Genomic DNA, 13,323 nt, shown 5'->3' on the forward strand with positions numbered 1-13,323 from the left:
GCGGCCGACGTCACGTGGCCCGGCTCGTCGCCGCCTGTCGGTAGGCTCTCTGACGTCACGGGCGCGACCACGTCGCGCGCGCGGCGACCCCCGTCCCGCCGACCCTGGAGAGGCCCCGTGTCGAACCCCCTCGCCCCCGCCTGGCTCCGCGAGCCCGACGACCTCGCCGAGCTCGACGCGCGCGTGTGGTCGCGCACGGCCCAGCGCTCCGACGACGGCGAGATCGTGCTCGGCGGCGTGGGCGTGACCGAGCTCGCCGAGACGTACGGCACCCCGCTCTACGTGCTCGACGAGGCCGACGTCCGCAGCCGGGCCGCCCAGACCGTCGAGGCCTTCCGCCGCGAGTTCGCCCGGGTCGGGACGACCGTGAAGGTCTACTACGCCGCCAAGGCCTTCCTCTCGGCCGAGGTGGCCCGCTGGGTCTCCGAGGCCGGCATGGCCGTCGACATCTGCACGGCGGGGGAGTTCGCCGTCGCCCGGGCCGCCGGCGTGGAGCCCGCCCGCATGGGCTTCCACGGCAACAACAAGTCCGACGCCGAGCTCGACCGCACGGTCGCGGCGGGCATCGGCGCGGTCGTCATCGACAGCGCGGAGGAGGTCGACCGGGTCGCCGAGGTCGCCGCGCGCCACGGCGTGGTCCAGGCCGTGCGCCTCCGGGTCAACTCCGGCGTGCACGCGAGCACCCACGAGTACCTCGCCACGGCGCGGGAGGACCAGAAGTTCGGGGTGCCGCTGAGCGAGACCGCCGCCGTCGTGGCCGCCGTGCGCGCCCGCCCGTCGCTGCGCTTCCTCGGGCTGCACTCCCACATCGGCTCGCAGATCTTCGGCTCCGACGGCTTCGCGGAGGCCGCACGGCGCCTGCTCGCCGTCCACGCGGGCCTCCTCGCCGACGGCGACGTCCCCGAGCTCAACCTCGGCGGCGGCTTCGGCATCGCCTACACGAGCGCCGACGACGCCCGCTCGATCGACGAGCTCGCGGCGGCCCTCGCCGACATCGTCCGGGCCGAGTGCACCGAGCGGGGCATCCCCGTCCCGGTCGTGGCCGTGGAGCCGGGCCGGACGATCGTCGGCCCCGGCGGCACCACCCTCTACACGACGGGCACGATCAAGGACGTCACGGTGGCCGTCGACGAGGTCGACGTCGACGCCGTGGCGACCGAGTCCGACCTCGCGGCGGCCGCCGACGAGGCCGTGGCGCTCGGCCGGCCCGCGGCCAGCGCGGTCCGCCGGTACGTCAGCGTCGACGGGGGCATGAGCGACAACGCGCGGACGGCCCTCTACGCGGCTGACTACTCCGTCGCCCTCGCGGGGCGCGCCTCCTCGGCTCCTCCCGTGCTCGTGCGCGTCGCCGGCAAGCACTGCGAGAGCGGCGACGTCGTCGTGCTGGCCGACTGGCTGCCCGCCGACGTCGCTCGGGGCGACCTCCTGGCGGTGCCCGCCACGGGCGCCTACTGCCACAGCCTCTCGAGCAACTACAACCACGTCGGCCGGCCGGCCGTCGTGGCGGTGCTCGACGGCGCCTCCCGCGTCATCGTGCGCGGCGAGTCGGAGGCCGACCTGCTGTCGCGCGACGCGGGACTCGACCAGCCGGCCCGCGCCTCCTCGTGACGAACGCCCCTCCCTCGTCGGCCCCGCCCGCCCCCGGTCGCCGCAGCACCCCCACAGAACGGAACACCATGATCGAATACCGCAACGTGCGGGTCGCCCTGATCGGCGCCGGCTCGGTCGGCTCGCAGGTGGCCCGGCTGCTGCTCGAGCAGGCCGACGAGCTGGCCGGGCGTGCCGGCGCGGGCATCGAGCTCGTCGGCATCGGCGTGCGTGACGTCGACGCGCCCCGCGACGTCGACCTGCCCCGCGAGCTGCTCACCACCGACGTCGAGTCGCTCATCCTCGGGGCCGACATCGTCGTCGAGCTCATGGGGGGGCTCGAGCCGGCCCGTCAGTACGTCCTGGCGGCGCTGAACTCCGGTGCCGACGTGGTGACCGGCAACAAGGCGCTGCTGGCGAGCCACGGCCCCGAGCTGTTCGAGGCGGCCGAGCAGGTGGGCGCCCAGCTCTACTACGAGGCGGCGGTGGCCGGCGCCATCCCGATCATCCGTCCGCTGCGCGACAGCCTGGCCGGTGACCGCATCGTGCGCATCATGGGGATCGTCAACGGCACGACCAACTTCATCCTCGACCGGATGGACACCGACGGCGACACCCTCGAGGCCGCCCTCGCCACGGCGACCGAGCTGGGCTACGCGGAGGCCGACCCGACCGCCGACATCGGCGGCTACGACGCCGCGCAGAAGGCCGCCATCCTCGCGAGCCTCGCGTTCCACACGACCGTGCCGCTCAACGCCGTGCACCGCGAGGGCATCACCGAGGTGACCCACGAGCAGGTGGTCGCGGCCCGCAAGGCCGGCTACGTCGTCAAGATCCTCGCGATCTGCGAGCGGCTGCTCGACGCCGACGGCGTCGAGGGCGTCAGCGCCCGGGTGTACCCGGCCCTGGTGCCGCTCGAGCACCCCCTCGCCACGGTCCACGGCGCGAAGAACGCCGTGTTCGTCGAGGCCGAGGCCGCGGGCGACCTCATGTTCTACGGCGCGGGCGCCGGGGGAGTGGAGACGGCCTCGGCCGTGCTCGGCGACCTCGTCTCCGCCGCCCGGAGGCACGTGATCGGCGGGCCCGGGCTCGCCGAGTCCACCCACGCCGACCTCCGCGTGCTGCCCATCGGCGACGTGGTCACGCGCTACCAGGTGACGCTCGACGTCGCCGACCAGCCCGGCGTGCTCGCCGAGGTGGCCGGCGTGCTCAGCGACCACGGCGTCAGCGTGCACAGCGTCGAGCAGACGGGCGGCGTCCCGCCCCTCGCGTCACACGGCGACGTCGAGGCCCTGGCGACCGCTACCCTGATCATCGGCACGCACCGTGCCCGCGAGTCCGCCCTCGCCGCCACGGTCGAGGCCCTCCGCACCACCCCGGTCGTGAACTCCGTCACGAGCGTCCTGAGAGTCGAAGGAGCCTGATGGCCCACCAGTGGCAGGGTGTCCTGCGCGAGTACGCCGACCGTCTCGACGTCACCGAGGCGACGCCCGTCGTCACCCTCGGCGAGGGCGGCACGCCCCTCATCCCGGCGCCGGCCCTCTCGGCCCGCACCGGGGCGAAGGTCTACGTCAAGTACGAGGGCATGAACCCCACGGGCTCCTTCAAGGACCGCGGCATGACGATGGCCATCTCGAAGGCCGTCGAGCACGGCGCGAAGGCCGTCATCTGCGCCTCCACCGGCAACACCTCCGCCTCGGCCGCCGCCTACGCGGCGCACGCCGGCATCACCGCCGCCGTGCTCGTGCCCGAGGGCAAGATCGCGATGGGCAAGCTCAGCCAGGCCGTCGCGCACGACGGGCAGCTGCTGCAGATCCAGGGCAACTTCGACGACTGCCTCGACATCGCGCGCGACCTCGCCGCGAACTACCCGGTGCACCTCGTCAACTCGGTCAACAACGACCGCATCGAGGGCCAGAAGACGGCGGCCTTCGAGGTCGTCGACGTGCTGGGCGACGCCCCCGACTTCCACTTCATCCCGGTCGGCAACGCCGGCAACTACACGGCCTACACCCGTGGCTACCGCGAAGACCTCGAGGCCGGCCGTGCCACGCGCCTGCCCCGCATGTTCGGCTTCCAGGCGGCGGGCTCCGCCCCCATCGTCGCCGGCGAGGTCGTGCGCCAGCCCGAGACCATCGCCAGTGCCATCCGCATCGGCAACCCCGCGTCGTGGCAGCTGGCCCTCGAGGCCCGCGACCTCACCGACGGCTGGTTCGGCGCCATCACCGACGAGGCCATCCTCGCCGCGCAGAAGATCCTGTCGGCCGAGGTCGGCGTCTTCGTCGAGCCGGCCTCCGCGATCAGCGTCGCCGGCCTGCTCGAGCGCGCCGACGCGGGCGTCGTGCCCGCCGGCGCGACGGTCGTGCTGACGGTGACGGGCCACGGCCTGAAGGACCCGCAGTGGGCCCTCCGCAAGGCCGACGGCACCGACGTGCAGCCGACGGTGGTCGCGAGCGACACCGCGCGCGTCGCCGAGGTGCTCGGGCTCGTCCCGGCCTCTGCATGACCACCGGCCCGGCCGTGAGGTCGGTCCTCGTCAAGGTCCCGGCCACCTCGGCCAACCTGGGGCCCGGCTTCGACACCCTGGGCCTCGCGCTGTCGCACTACGACAGGCTCGTGGTCTCCGAGACCCGGGGCGACGGAGTCGCGGTGCACGTCGACGGGGTCGGCGCCGGCGAGGTGCCCACCGACGAGAGCAACCTCGTGGTGCGCTCGATCGCGGCCACCTACCGTGCTGCGGGGGTGCCGTTGCCGGGCCTCCGGCTCGACGCGCGCAACGCGATCCCGCACGGGCGGGGCCTCGGCTCCTCCGCCGCGGCCATCGTCTCCGGCGTCATGGCGGCGAAGGGCCTCCTCGAGGGGCGCGTCGACTTCACGCCCGACCAGCTGCTGGCGGTGGCGACGGAGCTCGAGGGGCACCCCGACAACGTCGCGCCGGCCCTGTTCGGCGGCCTGACGATCGCGTGGACCACCTCGGCCGGGCCCTCGCACAAGAGGCTCCTCGTGCACCGGGGCGTCTCGCCGGTCGTCTTCGTGCCCGAGACGACCTTGTCGACCTCGCTGGCGCGCAGCCTCCAGCCGGCGTCCGTGCCCCACGAGGACGCCACGTTCAACGTCTCGCGGTCGGCCCTGCTCGTGGCGGCGCTCATCCAGAGCCCCGAGCTGCTGCTCGCGGCGACGGAGGACCGCCTGCACCAGAGCTACCGCGCGAGCGCGATGCCCGAGACCGACATGCTCATCAGGGTGCTGCGCCAGGCGGGGCTCGCGGCCGTCGTGTCGGGGGCGGGGCCCTCGTTGCTCGTGCTCGGCAGCGACCCGGCGCAGCGCCTCCTGGCGGCTCAGCTCGTGGCCGAGAACGCCCTGTCCGCGTGGCGTCCGTTGATGCTCGCCGTCGACCTGCGAGGTGCTACAGTGAACGCGCACCCGGTAGAAAACTGAGATCTCCTGGGCATCTGGCATCGTCCTCCCGGTCACCGGGCGGCACACGTGTGGGGTCCCACGTCATCCCGGCATTCCCGGTCGCACATCCCGTAGTGCACATCTAGCAGCGCTCGGTCGCTCTCTGGCGATCGCGTGCCGCACCTCCGAGAGCTTCCTGCGCATCCCGCGCAGTGCGTGCCGCGCCCTGAGCGTGCGGCCGCAGGGCCCGCCCGCACGGCAGGCCAGAGGCTGCGAGGTGTGACCAGCTCATCCTCGCGGCTCTCGCGGGGGAGCGGAAGGAACCCACCAGTGTCAGACGCAGACAACAGCGCCACCACCCAGACCACCGCCGAACTGAGCGCCATGCGCCTCCCGCAGCTTCAGGCCCTCGCCTCGTCGCTCGGCATCAGCGGCCTCTCCAAGCTCCGCAAGGGCGACCTGGTCGCGGCCATCGCCGCCGTCCAGGCGACCGGCGACGCCTCCGTGGTCGCCCCGGCCGACGACGTCGTCGTCGAGGCGCCCGTCGCCGTGCAGCCGACCCTCGACGTCACCGACGCCGCCCCGGCCGAGACGGCCCCGGCCGAGAGCGCCCCGGCCGAGACCGCTGCGGCGCCCCGCACGCGTCGCCCCTCGCGCCGCGTCACCGCCGCCGCCGGCGCCCCCGAGCAGCGCACCGCCGTCGAGCACGTCAACGCCGGTGAGACCGGCGTCGCGCCGGTCGCCGACGAGGCGCCCGCCGCCGTGGCTGAGGTCGACGCGCCGGTCGCGTCGCCCGTCGCCGAGGCCGCCGCCCCGTCGTCGGTCGTCGAGGCCCCCGCCGAGGAGGCGCCCGTCGCCGCCGAGCGTCCGTCGCGCAGCCGCCGTGGCTCGCGCCGTGCCTCCGACGCCACGGTCGCCGCCGCGGCCGCCGAGGCCCCCGCCGCGGAGGTGCCGTCCACGCAGGGCGACGCCGTCGCGCCGCAGTCGGCCCCCGAGGCGAGCGACGCCGAGGCCGGCTCCGCCGACCAGGGCTCGAACGACCAGGGCACCGGCGACCAGGACGGCCAGGACGGCCAGGGCCAGCAGGGCGGCGGTCGTCGGAGCCGCAACCGCAACCGCAAGAACGGCCAGAACGGCCAGAACGGCCAGAACGGCCAGCAGGCGCAGAACGGCCAGCAGGGCCAGAACGGCCAGCAGGGCCAGAACGGCCAGCAGGCGCAGAACGGCCAGCAGGGCCAGGCCTCCGCGCAGGAGCAGTCCGCGAAGGAGGCCGAGCAGCAGCGCGCCGCCGGCGAGAAGAACGACGCCGCGCGCGGCGAGCAGCAGTCGGGCTCGCAGGCCGGTCAGCAGTCCGACGAGGCCGGCCGTCAGGGCCGCGGCCGTCAGCGCGACCGCAAGCGCGGCCGCAGCGTCCAGAACGACGAGTTCGAGCCCGAGATCTCCGACGACGACGTCCTCATCCCCGTCGCGGGCATCCTCGACGTGCTCGAGAACTACGCCTTCGTCCGCACGACCGGGTACCTCCCCGGGGCGAGCGACGTCTACGTCTCGCTCGGCCAGGTGAAGAAGTACCACCTGCGCAAGGGCGACGCGGTCGTCGGCGCCATCCGTCAGCCCCGTGACGGCGACCAGGGCCAGGGCCGTCAGAAGTACAACGCGATCGTCAAGATCGACTCGGTCAACGGCCAGCCCGTCGAGGAGGCCGCCAAGCGCGTCGAGTTCAGCGCCCTGACGCCCCTCTACCCGCAGGAGCGTCTGCGCCTCGAGACCGAGCCCCAGAAGCTGTCGACGCGCATCATCGACCTCGTCTCGCCGATCGGCAAGGGCCAGCGCGGCCTCATCGTCTCGCCCCCGAAGGCCGGCAAGACGCTCGTGCTCCAGGCCATCGCGAACGCGATCGCGGTGAACAACCCCGAGGCCCACCTCATGGTCGTGCTCGTCGACGAGCGCCCCGAGGAGGTCACCGACATGCAGCGCACGGTCAAGGGCGAGGTCATCGCCTCGACCTTCGACCGCCCCGCGGAGGACCACACCACGGTCGCCGAGCTCGCCATCGAGCGTGCGAAGCGCCTGGTCGAGCTGGGCCACGACGTGGTCGTGCTGCTCGACTCGATCACCCGTCTGGGCCGCGCCTACAACCTGTCGGCCCCCGCCTCGGGCCGCGTGCTCTCCGGCGGCGTCGACTCGTCGGCGCTGTACCCGCCGAAGCGCTTCTTCGGCGCGGCGCGCAACATCGAGAACGGCGGCTCGCTGACCATCCTGGCGACCGCCCTCGTCGAGACCGGCTCGAAGATGGACGAGGTGATCTTCGAGGAGTTCAAGGGCACCGGCAACATGGAGCTCCGTCTGTCGCGCCACCTCGCCGACAAGCGCATCTTCCCGGCCGTCGACGTCAACGCCTCGGGCACCCGTCGCGAAGAGATGCTGCTCAGCCCCGAGGAGGTCAAGATCACGTGGCGCCTCCGTCGCGCCCTGGCCGGCCTCGACCCGCAGAAGGCCCTCGAGATCGTCCTCGGCAACCTCCGCGAGACCAGCTCGAACGTCGAGTTCCTGGTGCAGGTCCAGAAGTCGGTGCCCGCGAACGGCCACGACTCGTCCCACAAGGAGCACTGACGGTGTTCGAGTCGGTGTCGGTGCTGCTGGCGGAGCACGACGACCTGCAGACGCAGCTCAGCGACCCTGCCGTGCACGCCGACGCGGCTCGGGCGAAGAAGATCAACCGCCGCTACGCTGAGCTCAGCCGCATCGTGGCTGCCCACTCGGCGTGGCAGCAGGTGCAGGACGACCTCGAGGCCGCGCGCGAGCTCGCGAAGGAGGACGACGCCTTCGCGGCGGAGGTCCCCGCCCTCGAGCAGGGCCTCGACGAGGCCCAGGAGAAGCTCCGGCGACTCCTCATCCCGCGCGACCCCGACGACGGCCGCGACGTGATCATGGAGATCAAGGGCGGTGAAGGAGGCGCGGAGAGCGCCCTGTTCGCCGCCGACCTCCTGCGCATGTACCTGCACTACGCGGAGTCGAAGGGCTGGAAGAGCGAGATGATCGCCAGCGACGACTCCGACCTCGGCGGCTACAAGAACGTGCAGGTCGCGATCAAGTCGAACGCCAGCGACCCCGCGCAGGGCGTCTGGGCGCACCTCAAGTACGAGGGCGGCGTGCACCGCGTGCAGCGCGTGCCGGCCACCGAGTCGCAGGGGCGCATCCACACGTCGACGACGGGCGTCCTCGTCTTCCCCGAGGTCGACGAGCCGGAGGAGGTCGACATCAACCAGAACGACCTCAAGATCGACGTCTACCGCTCGAGCGGCCCCGGCGGCCAGTCGGTCAACACGACCGACTCCGCCGTGCGCATCACCCACCTGCCCACGGGCATCGTGGTCGCGATGCAGAACGAGAAGAGCCAGCTGCAGAACCGCGAGGCGGGCATGCGCGTGCTCCGTGCCCGCATCCTGGCCCGCCAGCAGGAGGAGCAGGCGGCCATCGCCTCCGACGCCCGCAAGAGCCAGATCCGCGGCATGGACCGCTCGGAGCGCATCCGGACGTACAACTTCCCGGAGAACCGCATCGCCGACCACCGCACCGGCTACAAGGCGTACAACCTAGACGCCGTGATGGACGGCGCCCTCGAGCCCGTCGTCGAGTCGTGCATCCAGGCCGACGAAGAGGCGCGGCTCGCCGAGATCGGCGACACCGCGTCGTGAGCGCCGTGGCCGACGCCTTCTCCGGCGTCGGCACGGTCGACGCCGCCCTCGCGGCGGCGACGGCCGTGCTGTCGTCGGCCGGCGTCCCGACCCCGTCGGTCGACGCCGAGCTCCTCCTCGCGCACGTGACCGGGGTCGAGCGCGGCGTCCTCCTCGCGCGGGCCGTCACCCGGTCGTCCGTGACCCCGGAGCAGGTGGAGTCGCTGGTCGCGCTCGTGTCGCGCCGCGCCTCCCGCGAGCCCCTGCAGCACATCACCGGCACGGCCTGGTTCCGGTCGCTGGCCCTGCAGGTCGGCCCGGGCGTCTTCGTGCCCCGACCCGAGACGGAGGGTGTCGCCCAGCTCGCCGTCGACGCGCTGCGCGCGGCGCCCTCGGCGGAGCCCCTGGCCGTCGACCTCGGCACCGGCAGCGGTGCGCTCGCGTTGGCCCTGGCGACCGAGGTGCCGCACAGCCGCGTCTGGGCGGTCGAGATCTCGCCGGACGCCGCGGCGTGGACGCGGCGCAACATCGAGTCGGTCGGCGCGTCGAACGTCACCCTCGTCGTCGGCGACATGGCCGACGCGCTGCCCGAGCTGGACGGCCGGGTCTCCGTCGTCGTGAGCAACCCGCCGTACATCCCGCTCGGCATGGTCCCGCGCGACCCCGAGGTCCGGCTGCACGACCCGAGCACGGCGCTCTACGGCGGAGAGGACGGTCTCGTCCTGGTCCGGGCGCTCTCGCTGACGGCCCGTCGCCTCCTTCACCCGGGGGGCGCCCTCGTCATCGAGCACGGGGAGCAGCAGGGCGCGGCGATCCGCGGGATCCTCGCTGCCGACGGCTGGCGGAGCCCCGAGACCCAGCCCGACCTCACCGGCCGCGACCGGTCCACGACGGCGGTGCGCTGACCCGGCCACCAGGTCGGCCGCACTATCATCGTCTCGTCATGACCTCCTCCTACGACCTCTCCGTCGCCACCGAGCTGCTCACCGGCATGCGCGCCGCCCGCGGCGCGATCGGCCGCGGCGAGCTCGTGGTCATGCCCACCGACACCGTGTACGGGCTCGCGGCCGACGCCTTCGACGCCTCCGCCGTGCAGGCGCTCCTCGACGCCAAGGGCAGGGGCCGGCAGTCGCCTCCGCCCGTCCTGGTGAAGGGGCTCGACACCCTCGCCGCGCTGACCGAGTCGGTTCCCGACCTGGTGCGGCCCCTGCTCGACGAGTTCTGGCCCGGGCCGTTGACCGTCATCTTCCGGGCCCAGCCCTCGCTGAGCTGGGACCTCGGCGAGACCCGGGGCACCGTCGCCCTGCGCATGCCGAGCCACCCCATGGCCCTCGAGCTGCTGGAGGAGACCGGCCCCCTGGCGGTCTCGAGCGCGAACCTGACCGGCCAGCCCGCCGCCGCGACCGTCGACGAGGCCCGCGCCATGCTGGCCGACCGGGTCGCCGTCTACCTCGACGCCGGGCCGGTGGGGGAGGGCTACGAACGCCGTCCGGGAGCGAACACCGGCTCGACGATCGTCGACGCGACCGGTGCGGCCGACGGCGTCCTGCGCATCGTGCGACACGGCGTCCTGCCCGACTCCGAGATCAGACGCGTCGTGGGCGACGCCGCCGTCGCGTGAGGTACTACCTGCTGGCCTTCGCGATCGCGGCGGGGGTCAGCTTCGTCCTCTCGATCGTCGTCTGGCGGCTCGGCCTGCGCTTCAAGCTCTACCCGGCGATCCGCGACCGTGACGTCCACCGCACCCCGACCCCCCGCCTCGGCGGCATCGCGATGTGGGCGGGCGTCGTCGTGGCGCTCCTCGCCGCGTGGTTCGTCTTCCCCCTGATCTCCGGGGTCGACTACTTCCGTCTCGTCTTCGCCGACCCGGGGCCCCCGCTCGCGATCATCGGGGCAGCCACGATCATCGTGGTCATCGGCGTGGTCGACGATCTCTACGACCTCGACTGGATGACCAAGCTCGCCGGGCAGATCATCGCCGCGGGAGTCCTCGCCTGGCAGGGCGTCCAGCTCCTCTCGCTCCCGATCGGCAGCAGCCTGGCCGTGGGCTCGCCCTTCATGTCGCTCATCCTGACGATCCTCGCGGTCGTCCTCGTGATGAACGCGGTCAACTTCATCGACGGCCTCGACGGTCTGGTCGCGGGCGTGACGATCATCGCCAACGTCGTCTTCTTCGCCTACAGCTTCGCGATCTCGCTGACCATCGGCCAGACCGAGTACTTCAACCTCTCCGCCCTCCTGACGGCGGTCCTGACCGGGGCCTGCCTCGGCTTCCTGCCGTTGAACTGGCACCCCGCGCGACTCTTCATGGGCGACGCCGGCGCTCTGCTGACCGGGCTGCTCATGGCGACGAGCGCCATCTCGGTGACGGGGCAGATCGACCCGGCGACCATCTCCCGCACCGCGCTGCTGCCCGCCTTCATCCCGATCCTGCTGCCGTTCGCGGTGCTCATCGTGCCGCTGCTCGACTTCGGCCTCGCGGTGCTCCGCCGGGTCAGCGCCGGCAAGTCGCCCTTCACCGCCGACCGCAAGCACCTGCACCACCGCCTGCTCGACATGGGCCACTCGCACTTCCACGCCGTCCTGATCTTCTACGCCTGGACGCTGGTCGTCTCGGTCGGCTGCCTGATGTTCCTCTTCGTCAAGCCGACCTCGCTGGTCGTCGGGTTCCTGGTCGTCGGGCTCGTCGTCTGTGCCGCCCTCACCCTCGCCCCGCTGAGCCGCCGCAAGAAGGTCGAGGTGGCCGTCCAGTCCGCCCGCCCGGGCGATCTCGCGACGTCCCGGTCGGACCGCTTCGACCCGCTCGACCAGGCCGCCGGGGGCCTCGACCACCTCGACGCGGCCGACCCGGCCGCCGTCCCGTCGCCACCACCCTCGAAGGACCACTGATGAACGCCCGATCGATCTTCACCAAGATCCTGACGTACACCGGCCTCCTGGCCCTCGCGATCGCCGTCGTCGGCGGAGGGGTCGGCTGGCTCACGGCCGGCTCGGACGGGCTCTGGAGCGCCCTCGTCGGGGTTGCCCTGGCGATCGTCTTCGCGGGCATCACGGCGGGGAGCATGCTCATCGCCATCCGCTTCCGCCTGGCTGCCTTCTTCGGGATCGTCATGGGTGCGTGGCTGCTCAAGATCGTCGTGTTCGTCGTCCTGCTCGTGCTCGTCCGTGACCAGCCGTTCGTCGACGACGTCGTGCTCTTCCTGGCCCTCGTCGTGTCGATCGTCGGCACGCTGGTCATCGACGCCCTCGTCGTCGTCCGGGGGCGGCTGCCCCACGTGAGCGACGTCACCCTGCCCGAGGCGCCCGTCGACCGCTAGTCCGACGCCGCCGTCGGCCGTCCCGGGCCGTCCCGCGCGCCCGAGCCGCACGCGCAAGCGTGCACAGCGCGAAAGAACCCCCGCCGATTCGCTGTCCTGAGGGTTACCTTGATAGGGTGATCTCCGTTCCCCGGCCGCGAATCTCTGCGGGTTCGGATGACAACCCCACCAATCGTCGCGACACTTCAGGGTGCTCGCCCCGACACAGGAGATAGCGCTGATAGCGAACGCTGTGAACCTGCTCTCCGCTGCCGACGCCGGCCACGGAGACGGGGGATTCCACGCCCCGACTCTTGACGAGTTCTTCCCTTCCGCCATCTTCTTCGAAGGCACGCCCTTCGAGCTGAACCGCATCATGTTGGTCCGCCTCTTCGCGATCGCCGTCATGTTGCTGCTGTTCTGGCTGGCCCTGCGCAAGGGCCGGCTCATCCCGTCCCGCGGGCAGAGCATCGCCGAGCTGGGCCTCGACTTCGTCCGCATCCAGATCGTCGAGGAGATCCTCGGCGAGAAGCTGGGTCGGAAGTACCTCCCGCTGCTGGCGGCGATGTTCTTCGGCATCTTCGCCATGAACATCACGGGCATCGTGCCCGGTCTCAACATCGCGGGCACCTCCGTGGTCGCGATGCCGCTCATGCTGGCCGTCGTGGCGTACGTGATGTTCATCTACGCCGGCATCCGTGAGGCCGGCACGGGCACGTTCTTCCGGAACGCGCTCTTCCCGCCCGGGGTCCCGTGGCCGATGTACATCCTCCTGACGCCCATCGAGTTCATCAACATCTTCATCGTCCGGCCCATCTCGCTGGCGCTGCGACTGCTGCTGAACATGATGGTCGGCCACCTCCTGCTCGTGCTCTGCTTCGCGGCGACGCACTTCTTCTTCTTCAGCATGAGCGGCGGGTTCATCGCCTTCGGCGCCCTGACCCTCGTCGGCGGCTTCGTGATGACCATCGTCGAGATGGCCGTCGCCGTGCTGCAGGCCTACGTCTTCACACTCCTCGCCTCGGTCTACATCCAACAGGCCGCGTCGAAAGAACACTAAGTACGACGAGCTCCGTCGCCCGACGGAGCTCGCCCAACCGGAAGGAAACACACAGTGGACACCACCACGATCCTCGCTGAGATCAACGGCAACATCGCGACCGTCGGCTACGGCCTCGCTGCGATCGGCCCCGGCATCGGTATCGGCATCGTCGCGGGCAAGACCGTCGAGGCCATGGCTCGCCAGCCCGAGCTCGCCGGCCGTCTCCAGGTCACCATGTTCCTGGGCATCGCGTTCACCGAGCTGCTGGGCTTCATCGGCCTCGCCGCCGGCTTCATCTTCTCCTGATCAGTTAGGACGACAC

At 72.2% G+C, this 13,323-nt stretch carries 12 protein-coding genes; all 12 read left to right on the plus strand.

The annotated features are described in order from the left end of the window. Positions 1–117: 117 nt before the first annotated feature. The 12 genes from FHR77_RS04145 (at position 118) to atpE (ending at position 13,307) form a co-directional block, all read left to right on the plus strand. Positions 118–1,608: an alanine racemase gene (locus FHR77_RS04145; protein WP_167258945.1), complete on the plus strand. Its 1,491-nt coding sequence runs from the start codon at positions 118–120 to the stop codon at positions 1,606–1,608. A 68-nt stretch (positions 1,609–1,676) separates the two neighbouring features. Beyond that, positions 1,677–3,011 carry a homoserine dehydrogenase gene (locus FHR77_RS04150; protein WP_167258946.1) on the plus strand — a complete coding sequence of 445 codons (1,335 nt, stop codon included), beginning with the start codon at positions 1,677–1,679 and terminating at the stop codon, positions 3,009–3,011. Continuing rightward, complete coding sequence (thrC, locus tag FHR77_RS04155; protein WP_056053927.1) at positions 3,011–4,093, plus strand: threonine synthase; 1,083 nt, start codon at positions 3,011–3,013, stop codon at positions 4,091–4,093. The genes FHR77_RS04150 and thrC overlap by 1 nt, the downstream gene beginning before the upstream one ends. After that, the gene (gene thrB, locus FHR77_RS04160; protein WP_167258947.1) at positions 4,090–5,025 is read left to right on the plus strand and encodes a homoserine kinase; all 936 of its coding nucleotides are present in this window, start codon (positions 4,090–4,092) and stop codon (positions 5,023–5,025) included. Before thrC ends, thrB begins: the two co-directional genes overlap by 4 nt. Positions 5,026–5,316: 291 nt before the next feature. Continuing rightward, on the plus strand, positions 5,317–7,599 hold the full coding sequence (rho, locus tag FHR77_RS04165) for a transcription termination factor Rho (protein ID WP_167258948.1): 2,283 nt from the start codon (positions 5,317–5,319) through the stop codon (positions 7,597–7,599). Positions 7,600–7,601: 2 nt separating this feature from the next. Further along, complete coding sequence (gene prfA / locus FHR77_RS15900) at positions 7,602–8,684, plus strand: peptide chain release factor 1 (RefSeq protein WP_056053933.1); 1,083 nt, start codon at positions 7,602–7,604, stop codon at positions 8,682–8,684. 5 nt (positions 8,685–8,689) lie between these two features. Then, positions 8,690–9,568, plus strand: a complete 879-nt coding sequence (gene prmC / locus FHR77_RS15905) for a peptide chain release factor N(5)-glutamine methyltransferase (protein ID WP_167259451.1) — start codon at positions 8,690–8,692, stop codon at positions 9,566–9,568. A 38-nt stretch (positions 9,569–9,606) separates the two neighbouring features. Further along, a complete protein-coding gene (locus FHR77_RS04180) occupies positions 9,607–10,284 on the plus strand; it encodes an L-threonylcarbamoyladenylate synthase (RefSeq protein ID WP_167258949.1) in 678 nt (225 codons plus the stop codon). After that, positions 10,281–11,552, plus strand: a complete 1,272-nt coding sequence (locus tag FHR77_RS04185; RefSeq protein ID WP_167258950.1) for an MraY family glycosyltransferase — start codon at positions 10,281–10,283, stop codon at positions 11,550–11,552. The genes FHR77_RS04180 and FHR77_RS04185 overlap by 4 nt, the downstream gene beginning before the upstream one ends. Then, the gene (locus FHR77_RS04190) at positions 11,552–11,980 is read left to right on the plus strand and encodes a Cg1360 family ATP-synthase-associated protein (RefSeq protein WP_056053945.1); all 429 of its coding nucleotides are present in this window, start codon (positions 11,552–11,554) and stop codon (positions 11,978–11,980) included. The genes FHR77_RS04185 and FHR77_RS04190 overlap by 1 nt, the downstream gene beginning before the upstream one ends. Before the next feature lie 232 nt (positions 11,981–12,212). After that, entirely contained in the window at positions 12,213–13,019 is an 807-nt protein-coding gene (gene atpB, locus FHR77_RS04195; protein WP_167258951.1) for a F0F1 ATP synthase subunit A, read from the plus strand. 54 nt (positions 13,020–13,073) lie between these two features. Continuing rightward, a complete protein-coding gene (gene atpE, locus FHR77_RS04200) occupies positions 13,074–13,307 on the plus strand; it encodes an ATP synthase F0 subunit C (protein ID WP_043594505.1) in 234 nt (77 codons plus the stop codon). The last annotated feature ends 16 nt before the right edge of the window (positions 13,308–13,323 follow it).

It is taken from the genome of Frigoribacterium endophyticum, from assembly GCF_011759585.1.
Classification (GTDB): domain Bacteria; phylum Actinomycetota; class Actinomycetes; order Actinomycetales; family Microbacteriaceae; genus Frigoribacterium; species Frigoribacterium endophyticum.